The following is a 22585-nucleotide window of genomic DNA, read 5'->3' on the forward strand; positions in this document are numbered from 1 at the left end:
TTGCTCAGGTACTTAAAAAAAATATTTTATAATAGTGTTGCGGAATTAAGGTTCCCTAAAAAATGATATGAAAAAGACAAAACTTGAAAATCAGTAACAGGTTTGGAAAGGATGCAAAAAACAACCGGTTAGACAGCAAGCATGGCACATCCCGAAAAGATGGTCAGCCGCCTATCGACACACCGGAAGAAACATCTGCAATTCCTTTTAAAAAAATGAAGCCGAAGAATGAAGCATATCATATTCCACGTATCGAAAAAAGTGACTGCACGATAAAATGAAAAGCTGCAACGGAAGAACTGACTTGCGGATTCTGCGGGAGAACATAACCACACAGGCATACAGCCACTACACCTGTTTCCAATAAAAGAAGATTACACCACCGGAAAAGCAGAAAGGCTCCACTCGGAGAAAAGCAAGCAAACGATTGAAGCGGACTGCCGATTTGGCAGCGAAATATCCAACTACCTATCTACAGCCCTAAAAGGCTAGGACATATGGGTAAGCAACAGACTGCCGGGCAGTCACTCCGCTGAAAGGGTGGGTGGGAAAAAACTAAGTGGACGCAAAAAACAACCTTACCATTGGGGGATAAACTTCCCCCTATTTTCACTTCACATATTCTTTACCCCACTTCAATTGATTCAACAAACTTCAACAACAAAGCGACTGTTACCGTATGAAATGAAAGCTGATTGAACAACTTATGCGCTTTCAGCATCTCAATAGCGGCTTCAGCCGTAACAACTCTCTGTTCATAAAGCCGAATTGTCGCATATAACTGGTCATTTGCGACAGGCCCCATTATTAGGTCATAGTCACCGTTTTCTCTTCCTCTGCGGTTGTTGACAACAAACTCCAGCCATTCTTTTGTCGCACCCATAAACCGAAGAACCGGATATTCCCTATCAAGAATATCATCGGGAACTTCATAAACAGAGACGATTGCTTTTTCGCTCTGTTCCCTGTTCTTCTTCAACAAAGCCCATTTTTTTGCTTGTTCAAAGTTGGTTGTCGTATAAAATCCCTTCCCAAAGTCCGTAGCCTTCCGTCCTTTCTGTATATTAGGGCGTTTCACGGTAACTGTAGATCCATGAAATAGTCTCATTTTCTTTTATTGATATAAGTCGTTATAGTATCTAATATATATTCGGGGTCTTGGGTATGAAGCATTTCAAAAGTCTCATCCAAAAAATCAAAAACCCCATAGTCCGAAAACAACAACAAGGTTTCTTCCGCACTTTGTTTCTTTTCCTCCCTATAATTCTCAATGCAGAACATCTTGAAAAGCAGGATCTTCGTGTCACCGTTATACCGTCGTTTTTCTTCTGTTTTTTCCTTCTCCAATGTTTCATAAAGCGACAATGTACTTGAATACCATAACTTGGTACTCTTATCCAGCAAAGATTTATACAACTTGGAAGAATATATATAATACAGTGCATCGCCTAAAGGCAATGCCTTTTTCTTCATGACCAGTTCTACCAGCTCTCTCATCACGAATGGGAGCATGGTTGAGTCAAGTTCTCCTTGATTTTTATGAGTAATTTCCATATTCTTGTTGTTATTACTTTAGCATATTTTCGAAAACACCTTCTTCACAGTTCTTTATACACACCTGACACTCGGCCACCACTTCTCTTAATATTCGGGCACATTCTTCATTCGAATGCCCTTGCAGTAATTCATAGGCATATCGCATCAGTTCATTAGCTTCCATTGTTTCCATCCTTATCAATAATATTCAAGTTCATCATTATTTTCTGCAACGACTCCATATTTGGAGTTCCTAACCAACACACACCTATGCAAAAGGTCATATTGTTCTCTGTATCTGAAAAACGCATATTGTTTTACCTTTTACAAACATTGTTGTCCCATTAAAATCTAAAAGAGTTCTTTGAAATATTTGAAATTTAGTTAGTTACAGCGATTTTCCGAGCGAACGGACTTGAATTTGTAGCTTTGCATCAGATTAATCCGATGGCATATGTTCCAAGACAAATACGTTTTCGCTCAATTGGCTTCATTTCTGAATCGAAGTAAGTTTAACCGCATAGTCACCAAGTATGATGGTGATAAATATGTGAAGCACTTCACCTGCTGGAATCAACTACTTGCTTTGATGTTTGGTCAACTTTCTAATCGTGAAAGTCTGCGAGATTTGATAGTTGCTCTTGAAGCTCATCATTCCAAATGTTATCATTTAGGAATGGGTAAAAATGTATCAAAGTCATCGCTGGCAAGAGCAAATCAAGATAGAGACTATCACATCTTTGAAGAATATGCTTACTACCTGGTTAGCGAAGCACGACAAAAGTGTGCTAATCATATTTTCAAACTTGGCGGTAACGTTTATGCTTTCGATTCGACTACTATTGACCTGTGCCTTTCAGTCTTTTGGTGGGCAAAATTCCGCAAAAAGAAAGGTGGTATCAAAGTGCATACATTATATGATGTGGAAACACAGATTCCTGCATTCTTTCATATCACGGAAGCATCCGTACACGATTCTAAAGTTATGATTGAAATTCCTTATGAACCAAGCTCTTATTACATCTTTGACCGCGGTTATAACAACTTCAAAATACTGTATAAAATTCATCAAATTGAAGCCTACTTTGTTGTCAGAGCAAAAAAGAATCTCGGGTACAAATCCATCCAATGGAAACGTAGGCTGCCTAAGAATGTGCTTTCAGACGCAAGTGTATTTCTGACAGGATTCTATCCTAAACAATATTATCCAGAGCCACTTAGATTGGTTAAATATTGGGATGAAGAACAAGAACGAGAATTTACATTCATAACCAATGCGATGCATATATCTGCGCTTCAAGTTGCTGAACTTTATAAAAATCGCTGGCAGGTAGAGCTGTTTTTCAAATGGCTCAAGCAGCACCTTAAAATCAAAAGATTTTGGGGAACTACAGAGAATGCTGTTCGAATACAGATATATGCTGCTATATGCGCTTACTGTTTGGTGGCAATCATTCAACACGATATGCAACTGAACAGAAGTACATATGAAGTGTTACAAATACTGAGCATCTCATTGACTGATAAGACTCATCTGAGAGACCTCTTTGATAAAACTAAATTTCAAAATGACAAAGAACGATTCGGACCAAATGGGCCAAGTTTATTTAATTTTTAATTCGTCCCAATTTTAATGGGACACTAATGTTTTACAAAGGTAAAACAATTAAGTAAAATTCATCTATCATTGCTTTTCATATTTATTGTGTCTTTCTCTTTTGCATCGGAAGTATTAGCACTTACAGCAACCAGACAGTATGACATCGCCACGTTTGATCATACCGCTGGAAAACAACGATATACAATCTGAATCAAAACAGATTGTATATCACCAATTTCTTTTTTTGTGCCTTGTTAAACGTATAAGAAGTTCCTCCGGCAGATTTTCCATCCCAATAGGCAATCAGCCTACAGGCGTGTGAAATCATGTAATCATTACGGTGGGCATAGCATTGGGCATAATAATATTCGGATAGAACTACCACCTTGTCGGCTTGGCGCAAAATATCAGCATACCTCTGTTTGTCCTCTTTGTTGAAATACACATCTTGCCCGACATAAGGAACAACCGCCACCAAAACCATATCGGGATATTGTTTCCTTTGTTCAAGTACGGTATGAGCAGCCATCATGTCAAATCCAACCGCACAACCAATATAGAAAAAACGGATTCCATTCTCATAGCAGAAACGTACCTCTTCATTCAACGATACGGACAAAGCATATTTATTTGTTCGTATCGTTCTATGACCGGTAAAAGCAACGGACATCATTTTCATCCATTTATCACGTGCCTTTCTACATATATCCAACGAACCTGCCGAAGTTTCATACACCATTCCATTCACCTCATAACGATAAGTGAACCAAGTAGTATCTCCAAAGATATCCTTCTGCTTCTCTATATAACTCTCTTTTTCTTTCATCTTATAACATACGGACAACTGTTTTACCTAAAAAGAAACCTCCCAAAACCTCACCTCCTATTTTTTCCAACTGACATGCGAAACGAGCATACGAAAACCCTTTTGTTAAAATATCGTCAAATACCAAGATTTTCTTACCCCGAAAAAAGTCCTTGTCAAATTCTATCACTTGTACTTTTTGAAGCGACTTGCTGTCAAATTTCTCGTGAATAGCCAAACGATCTCCACTGACACGTATATGTTCATACGCATTGATAGCACCTGAAAACTTACACACAGCCGAAGCAAACCCCTTATAACGAAGTTCATTCTTATCAGCGGAAGAAGCCGGAACACAAGCAAAAACAATATTCTTAACATCATCACCAAAAACTTGATGTAACTTATTCGCTATCATCCAAGCTATATTCAAATAAGCTTTTCCATCCTTAAAACTCCATATCATCTTACGAATTTGCCATTCTCTTTCCGTTGCCTGCCGATATTGCATAGGAAGATACTCAAAGAAAGAAAACATCATCTTATGCCATTGTCTGTCTAAACTAGGATATTTACTCTGATGTGCCATAGTCTTTTATCTATTAAAATTAAACTTATGCTTCAGCTAGATTTAAAGACCTTTTTTTAAACCCCTTTCCGGGATGGCCTTTTCTTTCTGCCGACTTTTTTTTTGAGCTTTCATGCCCCATCTGAGTTTATGAGCCTTTTTTTTACGGCACGCATCAATAAGGAAGGAGGGATTAAGAAAAGTTTTGGACGACAAAAAATGTTGGGGACAGCGAAGCCGTCCGGCGTTATTTTTTTCGGGACAAAGGGCGAAGACCGGAACTCTTTCGTATCCATCCACCGAAATAAATTTGCCGTTCAAAAACAAAGGATCTCAGATGGAGCTATGAAAAAAGCACATTAGGGGAGGCAGAAAACAAGGAAAAGGGCAGTACGGAAAGTAAAACAAGCCATACGGTTTTGCAAGCAAAACCATACTCCTATCTCCCTGCCACAAGTGACAGGGGGGAACGGGTTAGCAACGGACTGCCGGGACAAACGGTAAAAGGAAGGGACTGCAATACGGAAGAAGGAGGTTGTTTCGGCAATGCCGAAGCTCCGGATGATGACCATTGCAATCCCGCCCACGTTTGGAACTTCTCTTTTCCGGTTTACCCATAATCAGCCGCATAGCGGATGATTACGGGTAAACCGGGAATGAGAACAGTCATTCCGATGAAGGGGAGGGTGGGAAAGAATACTGCGTGAACGCAAATTAATGGGATTACCAGTAACTCCAAGCGTTTTTTGCTACTTTTTTGGGGTGCTTGCCAAAAAGTAGCGGACAGCAAAATACCCTCCCTTCCCTAATCCAAAAGAAGGGAGAATGTGCTTCATTGAAGGTATATAGGTTCCGTTCCCTGATTATAACAATACATAGTGTTATTTCTGAAACCATCAAAGCATATATGAAAATCATCGAAATCCTGTTCCGTGGCCAAACGAACCTTATCACTCAACAAAACCATGCATTGTTTATTGACAGATGTAGCCAAAGAGGTAGTACGTCCCGGCTTTATCTCCAATGCCACCACATAAGAAGTCCTTCGTGGATAGATATACCCAATAATTTCCTCATTGAGTACAACCAAACGAATAACATCTTCATTCAAAACGGGAATATTATTAATTTTGCCCATCATTGTTATAATATAAATCAGTTTATAATCATTAAAATACAATATCATTACAAATGATACCTATAATTTTTATAGGTAAACTTTTCCACCGAGACCACCTCATAAAGATAGTCTTCATGGCAAGAAGCCATTATACAGTTCTCACATTCAAGAATAGGATTTATAACTACACGGAATTTAATAGTGCCGTCCACCAGAACAAACTCCACCCGATTAAAGAACCCTTGTAGAGAATGCCCTTCCTTATCCATCAGACGCACTACTTCACCTGTAAAAACAGCCAATTCCTTAGCCTGCCATTTCGCTTTACGCAAACAACTGTTCGCCGCTTTGACGTTCTCATTCACCTCTTTTGTTCTTATTGCTTTCATACCAAAATCCTTTTTACATATTTATCTTGTCAAAAATCAAAAGTCAGCTGCGTAGCCCTTGCGTTGCTCTGAATCGACCTCTTCAATTCAGAATTATCCTCCATTGCATTTTCAAGTTTCCTAATAAAAGAAGTGTCACCTGCTTCCGTTATCTTTAAAATAGGCAACCATACTCCGGCTATCAGCTGTAAATCTATATGATAACTTCTCCAATGCTGCATTGTCAATGTATTCATCCATGCGACTTCACCGGGTACGCTATTCATCATCAGATTGACAACGGTCATCTTTACACAAATCAAATCTATATCCGAGCCATAACAAAAAAGCCTTCCTCCATCATTCTCTTCCGCACATTTTTTTACAGCGGAAAGTAGCATCCTGCCGGAACCACAGCACGAATCACAGACCGACTGTTTAGGTTTCAGCCTATTTCCCCCCCATACATGCCATCAAATCAGCAACGTGTATCGGGGTAAAGAACTGTTCGTTATTCCCATGACTGACACACTCCATGAACATATCTCCCAAGACATCGCAAAATCCTTCCGAATATTCAGACACCCTATAAAACATTTGAACAAAAAGTTCCATTTCATATGGCTTATATCTTTTTTCCACTCTACGATAATCCTCCGCCAACATCCCGACAGACAAATAGTAAAGACAAACATCCAAAAAATCCCGAAAGGCTTCTTCATATCCCCGACTGAAAGCAAGCTTTTCATAAAGTTTCATTATCTCCTTTGGTATCATACTTTTCTGACTTCATTATTCACAACATTCTATATTCCTTGTGCCATAGATTTTATCAAAAGCCGCTTTTATCTCCGAGCGATATTTACAGTCCTTCTCAAAACAAAGTTGTTTTGTCCAAAAATCGAAATCAAAACCATCGGTATTATCAATCGTTACAGAAACATAATCAGTCATACCACTCTGACATACAACCGTATGCCGATTTACACAAAAGTGGTCATTTAAAGCAGTTTCTTTTCGGGTAATGCGTTCTACCATCTTATCTATCCACTTCATACTTATAATATTTTATGTAATTGCCCCATTCCAAGAGGCAGTTACGGTTATACTCATTAAAAATCGTTCTCGTTCAAAAACAGCACATCGCCTTTCATCACCATCCAATTAATCTCACTCAGATGATAGCCACAATGCCCACTCAAAAAAATCTCAATCTCTTCAGTGGTCTGCAATCTCCTGTCTGGGCTTATCACCGCAACATTACCGGAATTACAATCCAATACAGCCAGTTTCTCATAAGCCCACTCACCAAACTGGCAGAACTCGATAAAATTGGTATAGGTTATCCGTATGCTATTGTTTGCATCAAATTCAAGGGGTGACTTTGTAATGAATGAACCTGCATGATTCACCACCACAGAGGGGCTAATCTCTGCCAATGAAGATAAGCTGTCATCCCATCTAATCTCATAAAGGAAAAATCCTTTTGGCAATGAATTGCGGTCTATACGATAACTGGAAAAAAGACCGTCTATCGTTTCATTAATAACTAACTGTTCATAATCTCCTTCTAAATAGTGTACTCGTGACATAACTCGTTGTTTTTTGGGATTGTTAAACTTCTAATTTTATGCTTCAGCTAGATTTAAAGACCTTTTTTTAAAACCCCTTTCCGGGATGGCCTTTTCTTTCTGCCGACTTTTTTTTGAGCTTTCATGCCCCATCTGAGTTTATGAGCCTTTTTTTTACGGCACACAACAATAAGGAAGGAGGGATTAAGAAAAGTTTTGGACGACAAAAAATGTTGGGGACAGCGAAGCCGTCCGGCGTTATTTTTTTCGGGACAAAGGGCGAAGACCGGAACTCTTTCGTATCCATCCACCGAAATAAATTTGCCGTTCAAAAACAAAGGGTCTCAGATGGGGCTATGAAAAACGCACATTAAGGGAGGCAGAAAACTAGGAAAAGGGCAGTACGGAAAGTAAAACAAGCCATACGGTTTTGCCTGCAAAACCGTATTCCTATCTCCCTGCCACAAGTGGCAGGGGGGAACGGGTTAGCAACGGACTGCCGGGACAAACGGTAAAAGGACGGGGCTGCAATACGGAAGAAGGAGGTTGTTTCGGCAATGCCGAAGCTCCGGATGATGACCATTGCAATCCCGCCCACGTGTGGAACTTCTCTTTTCTGGTTTGCCCATAATCAGCCGCATAGCGGATGACTACGGGTAAACCGGAAATGAGAACAGTCATTCCGATGAAGGGGAGGGTGGGAAAGAATACTGCGTGAACGCAAAAACACAGTATGTCATCTTAAAACAATATCTTTAAAAAGTTTTTCAGAAGAAATGCTTACCAATATCCTAATAATTATTACTTTTGATAACATAATACAACGATATGGAAAAGAAAAAGATTACAATAGAGGTAGAACCAGCTACAGCCGTAGCTACCGTCGGTTTATTGCGTGGGATATTTCCCAGTATCATCGAACAACTGGAAAGGCAAGCCGCAACAAACGGCAGCCCCTTAAAATTCAATAAAGTAGAAAATATGCAAGAAGTATTGGATGAGATTTATGAAAAGTGCATTGCCGAAACGAACCTCCGGGAGTTTGCCCAGGCGCACTTAAATAGTGACGGATTACCTAACTGATACAGAAATACGGAATCTGCCAGCCATCCTTATTCCAAATAACAAATGGTACAGAATTACACACCTGTCATGTGGGATGACAAAGCATTTGCCTTTGTCCCCTACGAAGCATTCAGTGATTTGCCACATTATCCCAAAGAAAAATGTGAGCAAATTTGCAAAGAGCTGAACAGCCTTATAAGACTATGTACTTATAGGCCGAAAAAGGAAGATATTTATTTTCATCCGGTAAGTTATGTACGTCGTTCCGGAGGTTTCATAGTTACGGATAATCAGGCATCCTTTGAGAAATGCCCCTATCCTGCTTGCGCAGACCGTCATAGCTGCCAAAAAATATGTGATTTGATGAACCGTATCATTGAAGAGTCTTAATTATATAAAATACCATGGAACATCCAAACTCCAAATGCAGAATAGCACAAGCTGAATATTTAAGTCGGCTACCTGAAGAAGAACGGGAAAATAAGGCCAGAGATATTAGAATCGGAAACGCCAGCTATATTTACCACCAACAAGCGGTTCCAATCCAAGAAAACAGATTGATAATGTATTATAAAGAGTGGTTGGAAGGTCTTCCTCCCAACATTTCACGCCATATGAGAATGCTTGGATTTGAAGCATGTAAGACAATGATTCCGTTTACGAGATATGTGAACGAAAGAAACGATATTGGTATGCGTGACTGGATGCAAGAGCATCTTTCACCGAGTGACTTCAACTATTGGCAGGAACTTTCGAAAAAAGCAGGTTCGCCAACATTTTAATCCCATCCCGTTCAATACGCTGCCTGAAGAATAAAAGGTGCGTATTAAACGAGAATATTTTTTAGCGTTTAGTCATCTCTTCCCGCACCAGTTCCGTTTCTGTCGGGGAGAGTTTCGGCAATTTGACAGTTGCCGGACTTTCTAACTGGTAAGCCTTCACCTCATTGATAAGCAGCTGCCAGTCAAAAAGAAATTCTTCGGAACAACCATGTTTACGATAAATTTCTTTTGCTGCTTCCAAAATCTCAGGAGCGCAAAAATCGTCTCCCTGAAAGACAACTGCCGGACGATCATTATTGATACAGTCTCTCAATAATCGTAACTGATCTTTCATTGTGTTTACCTATTATGCGTTCTGTTGTTTTACCATTTTCAAAAATTCGTCAGACGGTTTAAATGCCGGTATGTTATGAGCCGGAATAATCATAGTAGTATTCTTAGAGATATTCCGAGCTGTCTTTTGCGCTCTCTTCTTCACTATGAAACTACCGAATCCACGAAGATAGACATTTTCCTCCTTACCCAACGAAGTCTTTACCTCGTTCATGAATCCTTCCAAAACAGCAAGCACCGCTTTGCCGTCGATGCCGGTTCTGGCAGATATTTCCTTTACGATTTCCGATTTAGTCATTTCTTTATAATTTGAAAATTAGCGTGCAAAGATAATTAATCCAATGGATTATTTAAAGTCTGGCATCCGCAGCAAGCCCTGCCTTCGCCCAATGAAGTGTTAAATTGTTGCGTATGGGTCAAGTTCCTTAATCCGCTTACACAAATAATCAAAGCGTTTCTTGGTAAGCGGTGTGAGTGTATCGAGGTTCTTGCCATCGAAATTCTCTCCGAAAATAAGGTCGTCCACTCCTATGCCGTGATTGTAATTCTCGCGCACGCAATCACGCAGAATCCAAAGGTTATGCAGGTTCACCCAGTCGGCTGTAATGTTTCTGATTTTACTGAACAGCAGCGCAGCAGTGTAAAGGTAGTGTCCGCAATGGTTGTAGTCATGCAACACCAGCTTGCCCTGGTAATAGATGTCGAAATCCTTGTTTTCTTCATCTTCCTTTGTATCGCAGTAGAAGAATGGAATGTCTTTCAGACCGTCCCAATTAATATAAGTAGTTGGCTTCATAATATCTTTTTTGAATACGCTACATAACCTGTTATTTGCACACTTTCCATTATTCACAGAACATTTGATGAAACACTTCCTTCAGTCTTTTTATCTCACTGAAATTCAAATCTCCAATCTTTCTTTTCAGCCGGCTTTTGTCCACCGTGCGAATCTGATCCGTGGCTATCTCCCCATCACGCCCGGCTACAGAACACAGAACCCGGTAAGGATAGTTCCTTATGGTGGAGGTTATCGGAGCAATGACTACTATTGTAAGGTACATATTCAAATCTGAAGGAGTTACAACAACACATGGCCGTGTCTTTGCCATTTCACCCCCACGGGTAGGGTCTAACTCTACCCAATACACTTCATACTGTTCTACCATGTCCAATCCTCAAACTTTTCATCCTCAAACACATCAGGGATAAGCAACTCATCATCCCCATTCTCATGGGCACGTTTGGCAGCTTCCGCCCATCCCTGACGTGGTTGTGCCTTTATCACAATATTGTTCCCGTCCAAAGAAATGCTCACAGCCGATTTCAAGGACAAACGCAACTGTTTCAATATCTCGGAAGGAAGTATTATCCCCTTGCTGTTTCCAATCTGAATAATGTTTGTTACCATAATGTTATAACTTTAAAATTGATTATCACAACACAAATATAGACAAAGTTATAACAATACCAAAAGAAAAGCCAACTTTTTTCCATTTTCACCGATAACCCGGCCAACGGCTGCACTCGTCGGGAGGCTAGTGCCCCCCTTGCCGTGCGGCGCTCCCCGACCTATGATTCTTATCATGTCTTGTGTCCTTTTCTCCGCTTCTAACAAACAAATCTGCATAAAATATAGATTTGCGTTTCCATTTGAATTTTAGTTATTTGATACCCTAACTATGAATAGCAAACAGATAACTGATTTTTAAAACAGCAGAATGTTTCTGTTTTATTAAAATAAAAAGGGAACAAATTTTTAAGGTAATACTTACGGAAAAAACAGACTTTATAACGTTTCTTTTTCGTACATTTGCAACAATATAATAAAAGCGAAACATATAATGGAGAAGCAAGGAGAAATCATACTATACCAACCGGATGAAGCTGTAAGGTTGGAAGTACGTTTAGAAGATGAAACCGTTTGGCTCACACAAGCGCAGATAGCAGAACTTTTTCAACGTGACAGAACCGTTATTACCAAACATATAAATAATGTTTTTAAGGAAAAGGAATTGGAAGAGAAAAGCAATGTGCATTTTTTGCACATTGCTAATTCCGATAAGCCTGTCAAGTTCTTTAGTCTAGACGTAATAATTTCAGTTGGATACAGAGTTAAAAGCGTAAGAGGTACGCAATTCAGGCAATGGGCAAATAAAATTTTAAAAGAATATTTATTGAAAGGTTATTCTATAAACCAACGGCTCAATGACATGGAATATAGAATGAACAATAGATTCTTCCAAATAGAGAAAACCATTGCTGAACATGATGCAAAGATAGACTTCTTTGTACGCACCTCATTGCCTCCGGTGGAAGGTATATTCTTTGACGGTCAGATATTCGATGCGTATAAGTTTGCTACAGATTTAATAAAGTCTGCCAAATGCTCACTTGTGCTTATCGACAACTATGTAGATGAATCCGTGTTACTCATGTTGAGCAAACGAAACAGTGGAGTATCAGCTACTATTTATACACAAAATAAACGCACAGCTCCAACTTGATTTAAACAAACACAATGACCAATATCCTCCCATTGAAGCTAGAACCTACAAAAGTAGTCATGACCGCTTCTTAATCATTGATAATACGGAAGTATATCATATTGGGGCATCGCTAAAGGATTTGGGCAAGAAAATGTTTGCTTTCTCCAAACTGGAACTTCCTGCCCATACGATAATTGATGTATTATGAAATAAGCTAATCACCCATGCGAGAAGCGGAAGAGAATATAAAATTCAAGATGGAAATTGACGTATTGGTTCCCATTCCACGTACTGTCACCCGTGATTTCACCAGTTTGAAGCACCTGCGTCAATGGCAGAAACGGAATGACATCGATGGTTCTCTTTACTGTTTTGCACACCGGGAATACCTGCTCAACGAAAAGGGAGAATGGGAACAATTTACCGTTATCGGCAAACAGGTAGTGACTATCGGAGAACTGGAAAGGCTTCTTTTGGCAATGAAGCAAAAGGGGTTCAACCAATACAGCCGTGAGGAATATGAAGAATTAATGTCTTCATATTTGAAAAAGTGAAGAATTAAAACCTTCATTACACATTTAAATACGAAAACAGGATGAAAATAGGATATGCCCGTGTTTCCACCAAGGAACAACATCTGGATATGCAACTGGAAGCGTTGAAGGCTGCCGGATGCGAGAAAATCTTCTCTGAGAAAATGACCGGACGTCAACAAAACCGCCCGGAACTGGATGCCTGCCTGAGCTTTCTCCGGGAAGGCGACACACTTGTCGTATATAAGCTGGACCGGCTTGGCCGTTCGCTGAAGAATATCCTTACGCTATTGGAAGATTTCAAGAATAGGGGCATCCAATTCACCTCACTGCAAGACAACATCAGTACGGAAGGCGCAATCGGCCAACTGATGAACAACATTCTCGGTGCTTTCGCTCAGTTTGAAAGAGACCTTATCTATGAGAGAACCCAAGAAGGCAGAAGAATCGCCAAGGAAAAAGGTGTCAAATTCGGCAGAAAGACACTTATCAACAAAAACAACATCGCCAAGCAGAAAAGCTGCATCCAACTCTATGAATCCGGAACGCCGGTAAGGGAGATACAGAAAATATTAAACATAGGCAGTAGCGGAACAGTATATCGCCTATTAAGAAGGAATGGAATTGCGCTGAAATCCGAGAACAAAAATAACAAATAACGAATAAACCTCTGCCCATCCTTCAAAGATGATTCTCAAAGATCGTCTGCAATTCCACCTCTCAGCAAGATTATAGGAAAGTCCCCTTCACGGGGACTGATTTTTTTTAATTTTAATACAATAACTCCATGCACTCCTGTACCGCTTTTTCCAATGCTTCTTCCAAACAACAAAAAGCGTCCGCATTACTTTCGGAGTCATACAACACATAATCTCCAGCCCTCACAACCACATGCCAGACCGCCACGTTTTGTTCTGTTTGAAACGTATATTCACGAGTCTGTATCATCCATTGGATACATGCTGCCAGTGTCGGGCACTCGCACATATACATCGGGGTATTCCTTCCCTCAATATCGGTGCGTAGCCTATCCTGTTTGTCATACCAATACTCACAAGGCACGTAATAGTATAATTCCTTCATCATAAGAGCTGTGTCGCTATTAACCAATCTCTCTTTGTTGATTTGTGTAATCAAATTTTCCATATTAGCATTATTTAAGTTGAACATCTGATTTATTCTTCAGCTAGATTCAAGACCTTTTCATTTTTTGTATCGGGAAGGTCTTTGGTCAGCCGACCTTTTTTTTGATGTCATTCCCCATCTGAGTTCTGAGCCTTTTTTCGGCATATCAAGGTCTGGATTGCAAGCAATAAGCCAAGTTTCACTTATGGAAAATGTCGGGAAGACACTTCTTCATCGTTATTTTCCATACAGTAAAGGCGCATGGCCGTAACTTGCCATTTGCGGAATCCCGAAACCTTTGCCGAGCAAAAAGCCGGACTCGGATCGGAGGAAAGAAGCCGGGGGAGGCAGCCCACAGAAAGGGCAATCCGATACAATCAAGAAATTAACCTGCTATACCCTTGTGCGAGTGAAATAATCCATCATAGACACTACATACCTAAGTAGTGGTATCAATACACCGATCACATATATCATAGCGTAGCCCAAAAGGACAAAAGGTAATGTTTTACGATAAAGACATGCAACAGCGAGCAATATAAACGAAAAAGAAAAGCCATAAACCCCATATTGAAAACCGGGTATCAACTCATAAACAGGTACGGGTTCCGGATGAAGCATGGCTCCGGCCACAATAGAATAAAGGCTGGTCAATAATATAAGCAGCGTATATAAGCAACTCTTAAGAATCCTGGGATCATTCCTTTTACAATAGAGAATCGTTCGGATATCACTTCTAAGAAACTCAATGCCCAGTAAGAGAGCCACCATAACGCCTGTATCAAAAGTAGAAAATACATTCATTCCGATCACCTTTGGCGCGAAGATATGTATTTATTCTGAAAAGCCACGTCTTTGCGTATTTTACGATGTCGCATCCGATAGTCCGGGAAGCATTTTTTTGGTTCTTTTTTGGGGTGACTGCCAAAAAAGAACCCCGAAGCCGAAATCCCGGGCAGACGGGATTTCTCCCGTCCACCTTACCTATTTTGCAATCTTCCCTCGTCCGCATAGCTATAATAGTTATTGCCTGCCACAATCACATGGTCAACCAAACGGATGTCTAATGTTTCAGCGGCTTTTTTAACTGCTTCCGTCAAGCGGTCATCCGCACTGCTGGGCTTGCGTGCTCCTGATGGGTGGTTATGTACCATGATAAAAGATACGGCGTTATAATACAATGCCTGCTTCATGATAACCCGTATATCCACAGGGGCGGTATTTATCCCGCCGCATGAGATACGGACTTTACGGATGAGTTTGGACGAACTGTTCAGCAACAGCACCCACATCTCTTCAGTAGCTATATCGCACAAAACAGGATGCATCATTTTATAAACATTATTGCTGGATAAAAGCGCAGGACTTTCAACTTGCCCTTCTTTCAGCCGTTTATATAGCTCAATCGCCGCATAAGCGACTTTTTTACGGCTGGGTGTTAGTGTTTCCAGTACATCAGACAAGCACAATCCTTCTATTTCCATCTGTTCATACTTATATTCTTCACGTTTCAGTTTCTCACTGTTCGTCAAGGTATAAATCAACTCGCTGTTTTCCATCACCCGATAAACGTCATTCACTTCAAATACGGTTCTCTTCGTTTTCATACTGCCAAAAATTAAAAGATTAATACTCGCAAACATCGCTTGTCGCCCCAACCATAAATTTTTCCTCAACTGATTGGGAACAGTGCATTGAAGAGAAAGCGGGAAAGACGGATCAGAACGGGATTGAACTGGTAAATACTACCTCCCGGAATGGGAGGATGGAGATTTGGCTTTTCAATATCGGGCGTTCCGGCCACGCCTACCTTCGCAATGTTCCTATCAGTTCAGGAAAAAATCATCATACCTCTCTTCCGGCATAGCCGGAGCGTAGAGCGTTAGGGATAGCAGGGAAAAGCCTGGAGGGTAACGAGGACTTGCAACGAATAGCCCGGTCAGAAGGGAACGCCCTGAAAAACTAATTCGGATACAGAAGATGAACAGAACCGCCTTCCAATCATATAAAAAAACGTGAAAATCAACACATACTTCCGAAAAATCTTTTTCCGAAAGTACGTATAGGGCATGTGAAGGGAAAATTTATTTTCCCAGTCATTTCTATGTTATCGCTTTGGGGATATTTAAAGGGGTTAGGAGTTTAGGTCTTTATTATGTATTTTGGTGGATGGTTTTACACAGCCGATACCTTTTATTTAAAAATTTCTCTCTTTTATTTCACTGATATACCGACATATAAAAAAAACAGGGATTACCTATTCCCTTCATTAACGGGTGGACGGTTTTACACAGCTGACAAGTGAAACCGGACGCTTTTACACAACTAAAGCAAAAGGAGTGGACGGTTCTACACAACTAGAAGCAACAAACGGGACACTTCTACACAACTAAAACAGGCAAAGCGGATGACTCCACACATCTAATCACCCCAATAGGGACACTTCTACACAACTAATTCTATAAAAAACCGTGAAACGTGGACGGTTCTACACAGCTGGATCGTCCATGTTCACCGCCCCGTCCGTCTCCGGAGATATGAACTCTTCAGGAGCAGGAGCAACTTCCGTTCCATTGGCACTCTCCAACTCTTCCTGTGCCCATCCTTCCGGAAACCTGCCGAATACAGCCACGAAATCACTGATATATATCTGTTTTTTCTTTTCTACGCTTTCCGGGGAGTTTGCCCATAAAAGGAACTCTTTATACAGTCCGGCATCTTCCTCCACCTCTTTGATCTTCTTCCTCCTGACAGCCATATCCGTGTCCGGGTAGGCAATCTCGACATACAGCCCAAGCAGGTTCTTATAGAATTTCTTCACCACGACAGCATATTGTCCTTCATCAAAATAGTGCAGCGTATGCCTAGGAAACGAGAACAACACGGTATATGCCCATCTCTCATGATCGCCTTTCACAAAAGAGAAATTGAAATTGGTATATTTCAGGTAAGTATTCATCTTTTTCAGTATCGAGGCGACCTTCTTTTTCCGGTCTTTGGGTTCGGCAATCTCTATGCCGAGCTTTTTAGCCAGCTGATCGACTGTCAGCACATAAAAAGGAGCCTCATTCTTGGTGGTCTTATACTTGATCAGGTAAACCATCTTGGAAAGTTCCAGATAGAAATAGCGGTAACGGCTGGGCAGGCTACGGTAATCCTGAAGTTCCAAGAGGTTATAGAGCGAGAACATGAAATTCTTTATCTCCGGGCTTACCACTGCCGAGTACAGCCTTTTCGTTGACTTCTTCGTCTTGAAATCGGTCATTATGTCGAAACGTTTCAAGATCTGCACGAAATTATAGGATGTACGGCCATCCTCGCCAATGGTCGGATAGCAGAGGTTCTCCAATCCCAGTTTATAGAGAGCCGCCTCAAAAACCGTCTCGATAGGATGGCTGATTCTCTGTCCTGCCGTGTCGGTACATACATATTCCGGCTGCATATTCTTTCCGAACATGGCCGCGAGCTGCCGGCTATCCAGCTTGCGCTGCAAGTTGGTACGGTCATACCCCATCTTACGGCAGAAGTCTTCTACGGAGAACCAGGAAGTCCCGAACAAGTCTTTGAGGTGATAGCTGCCCAGGTATATGATCAGATCGAGCATGACATTTCCACCTGCCTCATACAACCGTTCAATCAGCACGGAATTATAGCTTTCCCCAAGCACCCTAGGGACACGAATCAGTTCTTTTGCCATGATAATACTTACAAAATCAATCCTTTCTCTGTTTTCATTGCCACAAAGATAGGCATACCGGCCAACATACGCGTCATAATTATCAATCAGTTTTAACGGTATGACCGGTATGGGAAAAGGAGAAGTACTTTCCTGAAGAATGCTTTATCCGCCCTTCATCAGAAAGAAAGCATCTTACACCTGTACCCCATAGACATCCTATATTACTTTTTCAGTTCTTCCGATAAAAAGGAACGGTCTATCAATACTTGCACCAATGGTTTCTCTTTGACAAACTCATCAAGCTCACGCTTTATCAATTTATTGCCCAACCCTATGCGTCGTCCAAATTCCTCGAAATCCTTCCGCCCTACCTGATGAGCAATTTGACTCCACATTGTCATCTGTAATCGACTCAACCCTCGGTCTAAGGTGTAGATCGTTAGGTTATCAGTACAGCGAAATCATCCGTTCTCTCATGAGTATCTACTTCTGTGGTGGCTCATGTATTGAGGATGTCACTACTCATTTGATGAACCATCTCTCGCTTCATCCGACACTTCATACTTGTAGTTCTGATACTATCCTCAGAGCGATAAAGGAACTGACGCAAGAAAACATCTCATACACATCAGATACGGGTAAGAACTACGATTTCAACACGGCTGACACTCTCAATACTTTACTGCTCAATTGTATGTTTGCATCTGACCAACTGAAAGAGGGTGAGAAGTATGATGCAAAGCCTACATACAAGAAGTTCTCTGGTTATCGCCCTGGCGTGGCGGTTATTGGTGACTTGATTGTTGGCATTGAGAATAGCGATGGTAACACAAAAGTTCCATTTCATGGCACGTTTTCTCGCCATGGCAGAGCTTAAGTAAACTTAGCTCTGCTCATCTGGCTTAACGAAAACCTTCGTTTTCATCAGAAGGACACGCTGAAGAGGTTCTTTGAGAGATTTGAACAGAACAGGCTCACTATCAATCGTTTCAGAGCTGATTGCGGATCATGTTCCGAGGAAATCGTGGAGGAAATAGAGAAACACTGCAAGTCCTTCTATATCCGCACTAACCGCTGCAGTTCGCTCTACAATGACATATTTGCTCTCAGAGGCTGGAAGACTGAGGAAATCAATGGCATTGAGTTTGAATTGAACTCTATCCTTGTTGAGAAGTGGAAGGGTAAAGCATACCGACTTGTGATTCAAAGACAGAAACGGATGGACGGTGTGCTGGATCTTTGGGAAGGAGAATACACATACCGTTGTATCCTGACTAACGACTATGAATCTTCCGTAAGAGAAATTGTCGAGTTCTATAACCTTCGTGGAGGAAAGGAACGTATCTTTGATGATATGAACAATGGTTTCGGGTGGGACAGATTGCCCAAATCCTTCATGGCCGAGAACACTGTGTTCCTTCTTCTTACAGCACTTATCCGTAACTTCTACAAGGCCATTATCCAAAGACTTGACGTAAAGAGGTTCGGACTCAATGCAACAAGTCGCATAAAAGCGTTTGTCTTCAGGTTTATCTCTGTACCAGCCAAGTGGATCAGGACATCAAGGCGGTATGTGCTGAATATCTATACCTGTAACAATGCTTACGCAGATATTTTTCAGACTGATTTTGGATAACGCCTACAACTTATGGGTATGATACTGCGTATTGTCTCAAGTCGCATTGTGGGGTAAGGGGATGTTGTAGGCAGAAGTGGGTGTTTCTGCCTCAATTTATCTGATAATTCAGTAATGAGAGGACGTGTACACGCAAGAAGGACGTTGAAGGGCTTAGTTGCGGATTTGAGGCAGGTAAGAAAATACAAAGAATTAACAGCAACCGAGAAACTGAAATACCGTATCGCAGTGAAAATGACGGCAGCCGACTACTTCCGCCTGCTGACACGATCGCATGAGGCGGGCGTATCACCAAGCGAGTACATGAGGGAATGTTTCCGTAACGGTCATGTGAAAGAACGGCTGTCGGAGGAACATGCCGGATACATCCGCCAACTCTGCGGCATGGCTAACAATCTCAACCAGCTTGCGCGTAAGGCAAACGCCGGAGGCTTCCACGATGAACGGTGGGACTGCAAGGTGGCAGTGGCAAGGATTCATGAACTTATAACCAAGATAGGGATATGATGGCGAAAATCGTAAAAGGAAGCGACTTCAAGGGTGCGGTGGATTACATCATCGACAAGAAGAAGGATACGCAGATAGTAGCAAGCGAAGGCTTGTTTATGGAAAATCTGGAAACTATCGCCATGAGTTTCAATGCCCAGTCACGGATGAACGATAAGGTGACAAAACCTGTCGGACATATCGCGTTGAGTTTTTCCAAAGAGGATGAGTTACGGCTGACGAACCGTATCATGGCAGGCATCGCGCTTGAATATATGGAACGGATGGGAATCAAGAATACGCAGTTCTTCATCGCCCAGCATTTCGACAAGGAGCATCCGCACGTGCATATTGCTTTCAACCGCATAGACAACAACGGCAATACCATATCGGACAGGCACGAGCGTCTGCGCAGTACCCGCATCTGCAAGGAATTGACCTTGAAATACGGCTTGCATATGGCTGGCGGAAAGGACAATGTCAAACGCAACCGCCTGAAAGAGCCAGACAGGACGAAATATGCGCTTTACGACATCATCAAAATGGAAGTCGGCAGATGCGGCAACTGGAACGTGCTTATCGCCAACCTGAAACGGCAGGGAGTGGAAGTACATTTCAAGCATAAGGGGCAGACCAGCGAGGTGCAGGGTGTTGTATTCTCCATGAATGGCTACCATTTCAACGGCTCCAAAGTGGACAGGCGTTTCAGTTATTCCAAGATTGACGCGGCTTTGCAGCACAACAGATGCAGGGAACGTATGGGAATAACAGCCGGAATATATGAAACGGCTACACCAAGCGCACCGTCCGGCACGGCACAAAGCGAGTTGTTCAACGGCTCTTGGGGATTGCTAAAAAGCAGTGGCTCATCTTATAACACTGCTGATGCGGAAGCCAATCAGGAAATGGTGGATATACTTCGCAGAAGGAAGAAAGTTAAGCGCAAGAGAGGTGTTGGGTTCTAATATTCTGTACTAATCCAATTCTCACGACACTTGCGCTCTATATTCATTCGGAGTGTAACCTACCTCTTTCTTGAACAGTCGGGTAAAATGTTGCGGGTACTGAAAACCGAGATTATAGGCGATTTCATTAACGGTGTCGTCTGTAGATGCAAGTTCCGTCTTGGCTATTTCAATAGACTTGTCATGAATGAAATGCAGGGCGGTTGAACCTGTTTCTTTTTTCAATAAATCACTGAAATAGTTGGGCGAGAGGCAGAGCTTGTCTGCACAATACTGTACAGTGGGCAAGCCTATCCGTTTAGCAGCCCCATCATGGAAGTATTCGTCAAGCAACCGCTCAAATCTTGCGAGGATGTCTCGGTTTTGGTTGTCGCGTGTGATGAACTGACGGTCATAGAAACGTGTGCAGTAATCAAGGAACGTCTTGATGCTGTCTGTGATGAGGTTCTTGCTGTGACGGTGTATCGGATGGTTCAATTCATATTGAATCTTGTGGAAGCAATCCATGATGATTTGCCGTTCTTCCACACTAAGGTGCAATGCCTCGTTTGTCTCGTAGGAAAAGAACGAATATTCACGCATTATCCGCCCGAGAGGTGTATTCCGCAGCAGGTCGGGATGGAACATAAGCAGGTAGCCATCTGGTTGGAACTGCATGCCGTCATCTTCCGCACCGAACACCTGTCCGGGCGCGATAAATATCAGTGTGCATAATTATTCCTAAGTCTGTGAAACCGGAACGCATGAAGCAGAATCTCGACATATTAGACTTCACCCTGTCGGCCGACGACATGGCACGGATAAAGACGCTGGATACCGACAAGCCTTTCTTACTCGGCTCGCACGAAGATCCAGAAATCGTAAAATGGTTCATGCAGTACAAAAACGCCTGAACATCAACAACCATATTTCGATAGCCGCTATCGACTATATTAAGAAGTTATTCGTATATGCCTTTATTGTAATCCGTCATGTACTGAGTAAATGTTTTGCCTGTTTGCTGTTTGAAGAAGCGCATGAGATGGCTCGGATCAGAGAAATTGAAATCATCCGCCATTTCACTGACAGTGCGGTTGGAGAATAGCAATTCGTTCTTCAGTTCCTCAAGCAGACGTTGTTTTATCAAATGGGTAGCTGATACTCCGAATTGGGCTTTTACTGAGTTATTGAGTGTGATGCGACTGACATGAAGCATGTCTGCATATTCCTGCACCCGCTGGTGGGTGCGGATATTCTGTTCCAACAAGTCCTTGAACCGAAAAGCGAAATTGTTTTTAGCAATTTCAGCGGGCAAGCAATAGGCGGCAGCGTATGTACGATTGATAATCAGCAAAAGATAATATAGTAAGGAAACAATGATATTGTACGTATCGGACACTGGATTCATCAGCTCATACTTAATCTTTCCGAGCAGCCGCATATATTCCTTCATTTCGTCATGTGTGGCATTGATGTAAGGCGGCGTATCTGTCTGGTAACAATACAAAAGGCGAAAAACGAAGAACTTGTCGGCGATAAAAGTACGCATGAAATCTTCGCGGAATATAAGGAACGTGTAATCCAACGCCGTCTCATCTACATGCCACTCTTGTTGCTGATGGGGTGAAAGCAGGAGAACCATGCCGTCGCGCAGTTCAATCTTGCGGAAGTTCAGTAGCAAATATCCGTTTGCCTTACGGAAAAAGTAGAAGCTGAAGAAGTCTGTCTTAAACCGCTTGTTTTCTGTCAGCACAAGTCCGATGTCCTTGTTTATGGCAGTATTGATGTAAAAATCCACGCCGCAGCGTGTCTTGTTGAACGGTACGCTGACCAGTCGATCAGGGTTGATTATCTCGTCCATATCCTTGTCGTTTTTGCAAAGATAATAATTTCATTTATCAAAATGGCATAATTACCGTTTTTTCAGGCATAGATGTTTCGCCGGATT

The 22585-nt window shown here is 41.7% G+C and carries 35 protein-coding genes and 2 pseudogenes; 14 read left to right on the top strand and 23 right to left on the bottom strand.

All coding sequences use genetic code 11. The annotated features are described in order from the left end of the window. Window positions 1–83 precede the first annotated feature (83 nt). Window positions 84–281, top strand: coding sequence for a hypothetical protein (locus DW862_RS19875; RefSeq protein ID WP_007564664.1), 198 nt, complete (start codon window positions 84–86; stop codon window positions 279–281). A gap of 344 nt (window positions 282–625) precedes the next feature. Here the strand turns inward: DW862_RS19875 and DW862_RS19880 are convergent, their stop codons facing one another. The 3 genes from DW862_RS19880 to DW862_RS26045 are packed head-to-tail and all read right to left on the bottom strand — an operon-like array spanning window position 626 to window position 1720. After that, window positions 626–1108, bottom strand: coding sequence for a DUF3990 domain-containing protein (locus tag DW862_RS19880; RefSeq protein ID WP_005868753.1), 483 nt, complete (start codon window positions 1106–1108; stop codon window positions 626–628). Further along, entirely contained in the window at window positions 1105–1554 is a 450-nt protein-coding gene (locus tag DW862_RS19885; protein ID WP_005868755.1) for a DUF3791 domain-containing protein, read from the bottom strand. The genes DW862_RS19880 and DW862_RS19885 overlap by 4 nt, the downstream gene beginning before the upstream one ends. A gap of 13 nt (window positions 1555–1567) precedes the next feature. Continuing rightward, window positions 1568–1720, bottom strand: coding sequence for a hypothetical protein (locus DW862_RS26045; RefSeq protein ID WP_005868757.1), 153 nt, complete (start codon window positions 1718–1720; stop codon window positions 1568–1570). Between the two features lie 270 nt (window positions 1721–1990). Between DW862_RS26045 and DW862_RS19890 the strand changes: the two genes are divergently transcribed. Continuing rightward, window positions 1991–3154 carry an IS4 family transposase gene (locus DW862_RS19890; protein ID WP_005868407.1) on the top strand — a complete coding sequence of 388 codons (1164 nt, stop codon included), beginning with the start codon at window positions 1991–1993 and terminating at the stop codon, window positions 3152–3154. Between the two features lie 193 nt (window positions 3155–3347). On the opposite strand, the gene DW862_RS19895 is transcribed toward DW862_RS19890, so the two are convergent. Together DW862_RS19895 and DW862_RS19900 are read right to left on the bottom strand one after the other, a co-directional pair. Beyond that, window positions 3348–3962 carry an SLOG family protein gene (locus DW862_RS19895; protein WP_005868759.1) on the bottom strand — a complete coding sequence of 205 codons (615 nt, stop codon included), beginning with the start codon at window positions 3960–3962 and terminating at the stop codon, window positions 3348–3350. Between the two features lies 1 nt (window position 3963). Continuing rightward, window positions 3964–4530 carry a phosphoribosyltransferase gene (locus DW862_RS19900; protein ID WP_005868760.1) on the bottom strand — a complete coding sequence of 189 codons (567 nt, stop codon included), beginning with the start codon at window positions 4528–4530 and terminating at the stop codon, window positions 3964–3966. Between the two features lie 398 nt (window positions 4531–4928). Between DW862_RS19900 and DW862_RS26050 the strand changes: the two genes are divergently transcribed. Continuing rightward, complete coding sequence (locus DW862_RS26050; protein ID WP_008782408.1) at window positions 4929–5129, top strand: hypothetical protein; 201 nt, start codon at window positions 4929–4931, stop codon at window positions 5127–5129. A gap of 212 nt (window positions 5130–5341) precedes the next feature. On the opposite strand, the gene DW862_RS19915 is transcribed toward DW862_RS26050, so the two are convergent. From DW862_RS19915 to DW862_RS19935, 6 genes are read right to left on the bottom strand one after another with little or no spacing between them, the layout of a single operon-like run. Then, the gene (locus DW862_RS19915) at window positions 5342–5650 is read right to left on the bottom strand and encodes a hypothetical protein (protein ID WP_224263218.1); all 309 of its coding nucleotides are present in this window, start codon (window positions 5648–5650) and stop codon (window positions 5342–5344) included. 44 nt (window positions 5651–5694) lie between these two features. Next, a complete protein-coding gene (locus DW862_RS19920) occupies window positions 5695–6018 on the bottom strand; it encodes a hypothetical protein (RefSeq protein ID WP_005868762.1) in 324 nt (107 codons plus the stop codon). Window positions 6019–6047: 29 nt separating this feature from the next. Further along, window positions 6048–6398 (bottom strand): hypothetical protein, encoded by a 351-nt coding sequence (locus DW862_RS26460; protein WP_243636516.1) that lies wholly within the window; start codon window positions 6396–6398, stop codon window positions 6048–6050. A 49-nt stretch (window positions 6399–6447) separates the two neighbouring features. After that, on the bottom strand, window positions 6448–6774 hold the full coding sequence (locus tag DW862_RS26465; protein ID WP_243636517.1) for a hypothetical protein: 327 nt from the start codon (window positions 6772–6774) through the stop codon (window positions 6448–6450). 15 nt (window positions 6775–6789) lie between these two features. Further along, complete coding sequence (locus DW862_RS19930) at window positions 6790–7053, bottom strand: hypothetical protein (RefSeq protein WP_005868765.1); 264 nt, start codon at window positions 7051–7053, stop codon at window positions 6790–6792. Window positions 7054–7109: 56 nt separating this feature from the next. Then, window positions 7110–7589, bottom strand: a complete 480-nt coding sequence (locus tag DW862_RS19935) for an LPD28 domain-containing protein (protein WP_005868767.1) — start codon at window positions 7587–7589, stop codon at window positions 7110–7112. A 409-nt stretch (window positions 7590–7998) separates the two neighbouring features. Here DW862_RS19935 and DW862_RS26785 point away from each other — a divergent pair, with 409 nt between their 5' ends. From DW862_RS26785 to DW862_RS19960, 4 genes are all read left to right on the top strand, one after another. Beyond that, entirely contained in the window at window positions 7999–8199 is a 201-nt protein-coding gene (locus DW862_RS26785; RefSeq protein ID WP_007564649.1) for a hypothetical protein, read from the top strand. A 197-nt stretch (window positions 8200–8396) separates the two neighbouring features. Next, window positions 8397–8651 (top strand): hypothetical protein, encoded by a 255-nt coding sequence (locus DW862_RS19950; RefSeq protein ID WP_005868768.1) that lies wholly within the window; start codon window positions 8397–8399, stop codon window positions 8649–8651. Window positions 8652–8696: 45 nt separating this feature from the next. Next, window positions 8697–9023, top strand: a complete 327-nt coding sequence (locus DW862_RS19955; RefSeq protein ID WP_005868769.1) for a hypothetical protein — start codon at window positions 8697–8699, stop codon at window positions 9021–9023. A gap of 14 nt (window positions 9024–9037) precedes the next feature. After that, the gene (locus DW862_RS19960; protein ID WP_005868770.1) at window positions 9038–9415 is read left to right on the top strand and encodes a hypothetical protein; all 378 of its coding nucleotides are present in this window, start codon (window positions 9038–9040) and stop codon (window positions 9413–9415) included. A 61-nt stretch (window positions 9416–9476) separates the two neighbouring features. On the opposite strand, the gene DW862_RS19965 is transcribed toward DW862_RS19960, so the two are convergent. From DW862_RS19965 to DW862_RS19985, 5 genes are all read right to left on the bottom strand, one after another. Then, entirely contained in the window at window positions 9477–9749 is a 273-nt protein-coding gene (locus DW862_RS19965) for a hypothetical protein (protein WP_005868772.1), read from the bottom strand. 12 nt (window positions 9750–9761) lie between these two features. Further along, a complete protein-coding gene (locus tag DW862_RS19970) occupies window positions 9762–10046 on the bottom strand; it encodes an HU family DNA-binding protein (RefSeq protein WP_005868774.1) in 285 nt (94 codons plus the stop codon). A gap of 99 nt (window positions 10047–10145) precedes the next feature. Further along, the gene (locus tag DW862_RS19975; RefSeq protein ID WP_005868776.1) at window positions 10146–10544 is read right to left on the bottom strand and encodes a hypothetical protein; all 399 of its coding nucleotides are present in this window, start codon (window positions 10542–10544) and stop codon (window positions 10146–10148) included. A gap of 49 nt (window positions 10545–10593) precedes the next feature. After that, window positions 10594–10914, bottom strand: a complete 321-nt coding sequence (locus tag DW862_RS19980; protein WP_117811640.1) for a type II toxin-antitoxin system PemK/MazF family toxin — start codon at window positions 10912–10914, stop codon at window positions 10594–10596. Then, window positions 10908–11156 carry an AbrB/MazE/SpoVT family DNA-binding domain-containing protein gene (locus tag DW862_RS19985; protein WP_005868778.1) on the bottom strand — a complete coding sequence of 83 codons (249 nt, stop codon included), beginning with the start codon at window positions 11154–11156 and terminating at the stop codon, window positions 10908–10910. The genes DW862_RS19980 and DW862_RS19985 overlap by 7 nt, the downstream gene beginning before the upstream one ends. 433 nt (window positions 11157–11589) lie before the next feature. On the opposite strand from DW862_RS19985, the pseudogene DW862_RS19990 reads away from it, so the two are divergent. From DW862_RS19990 to DW862_RS20005, 3 genes and pseudogenes are all read left to right on the top strand, one after another. Beyond that, window positions 11590–12442, top strand: a pseudogene (locus DW862_RS19990) (virulence RhuM family protein). A 16-nt stretch (window positions 12443–12458) separates the two neighbouring features. Then, the gene (locus DW862_RS20000; protein ID WP_005868780.1) at window positions 12459–12788 is read left to right on the top strand and encodes a hypothetical protein; all 330 of its coding nucleotides are present in this window, start codon (window positions 12459–12461) and stop codon (window positions 12786–12788) included. 41 nt (window positions 12789–12829) lie between these two features. Then, entirely contained in the window at window positions 12830–13426 is a 597-nt protein-coding gene (locus tag DW862_RS20005) for a recombinase family protein (protein ID WP_005868781.1), read from the top strand. A 112-nt stretch (window positions 13427–13538) separates the two neighbouring features. On the opposite strand, the gene DW862_RS20010 is transcribed toward DW862_RS20005, so the two are convergent. The 5 genes from DW862_RS20010 to DW862_RS20035 form a co-directional block, all read right to left on the bottom strand. Next, window positions 13539–13937 carry a hypothetical protein gene (locus DW862_RS20010; RefSeq protein WP_005868782.1) on the bottom strand — a complete coding sequence of 133 codons (399 nt, stop codon included), beginning with the start codon at window positions 13935–13937 and terminating at the stop codon, window positions 13539–13541. A 348-nt stretch (window positions 13938–14285) separates the two neighbouring features. Continuing rightward, entirely contained in the window at window positions 14286–14696 is a 411-nt protein-coding gene (locus tag DW862_RS20015; RefSeq protein WP_005868783.1) for a hypothetical protein, read from the bottom strand. Between the two features lie 176 nt (window positions 14697–14872). Continuing rightward, window positions 14873–15499: a RadC family protein gene (locus DW862_RS20025; RefSeq protein ID WP_005868785.1), complete on the bottom strand. Its 627-nt coding sequence runs from the start codon at window positions 15497–15499 to the stop codon at window positions 14873–14875. Window positions 15500–16380: 881 nt separating this feature from the next. Next, window positions 16381–17589, bottom strand: coding sequence for a hypothetical protein (locus DW862_RS20030; protein WP_005868786.1), 1209 nt, complete (start codon window positions 17587–17589; stop codon window positions 16381–16383). A gap of 203 nt (window positions 17590–17792) precedes the next feature. Continuing rightward, window positions 17793–17966 carry a hypothetical protein gene (locus DW862_RS20035; protein ID WP_224201638.1) on the bottom strand — a complete coding sequence of 58 codons (174 nt, stop codon included), beginning with the start codon at window positions 17964–17966 and terminating at the stop codon, window positions 17793–17795. Here DW862_RS20035 and DW862_RS20040 point away from each other — a divergent pair. The 3 genes and pseudogenes from DW862_RS20040 to DW862_RS20055 form a co-directional block, all read left to right on the top strand. Further along, window positions 17948–19207 (top strand): annotated as a pseudogene (locus tag DW862_RS20040) (IS1380 family transposase); the annotation flags it as partial. The gene DW862_RS20035 and the pseudogene DW862_RS20040 sit on opposite strands and share 19 nt — an antisense overlap. A gap of 114 nt (window positions 19208–19321) precedes the next feature. Beyond that, window positions 19322–19714: a MobC family plasmid mobilization relaxosome protein gene (locus tag DW862_RS20050; RefSeq protein ID WP_005868789.1), complete on the top strand. Its 393-nt coding sequence runs from the start codon at window positions 19322–19324 to the stop codon at window positions 19712–19714. Further along, window positions 19711–20658 (top strand): relaxase/mobilization nuclease domain-containing protein, encoded by a 948-nt coding sequence (locus DW862_RS20055; protein ID WP_005868790.1) that lies wholly within the window; start codon window positions 19711–19713, stop codon window positions 20656–20658. Before DW862_RS20050 ends, DW862_RS20055 begins: the two co-directional genes overlap by 4 nt. A 21-nt stretch (window positions 20659–20679) precedes the next feature. Here the strand turns inward: DW862_RS20055 and DW862_RS20060 are convergent, their stop codons facing one another. Next, a complete protein-coding gene (locus tag DW862_RS20060) occupies window positions 20680–21339 on the bottom strand; it encodes an AraC family transcriptional regulator (protein ID WP_004329304.1) in 660 nt (219 codons plus the stop codon). Between the two features lie 23 nt (window positions 21340–21362). Here DW862_RS20060 and DW862_RS25715 point away from each other — a divergent pair, with 23 nt between their 5' ends. After that, window positions 21363–21551 (top strand): hypothetical protein, encoded by a 189-nt coding sequence (locus DW862_RS25715; protein ID WP_005775886.1) that lies wholly within the window; start codon window positions 21363–21365, stop codon window positions 21549–21551. A gap of 47 nt (window positions 21552–21598) precedes the next feature. Here DW862_RS25715 and DW862_RS20065 read toward each other — a convergent pair whose 3' ends face one another. Then, on the bottom strand, window positions 21599–22498 hold the full coding sequence (locus tag DW862_RS20065) for an AraC family transcriptional regulator (RefSeq protein ID WP_004329302.1): 900 nt from the start codon (window positions 22496–22498) through the stop codon (window positions 21599–21601). Window positions 22499–22585 lie beyond the last annotated feature (87 nt).

The sequence above is a fragment of the Bacteroides sp. AM37-9 genome (assembly GCF_003603455.1).
In the GTDB taxonomy this organism is placed as follows: domain Bacteria; phylum Bacteroidota; class Bacteroidia; order Bacteroidales; family Bacteroidaceae; genus Bacteroides; species Bacteroides xylanisolvens.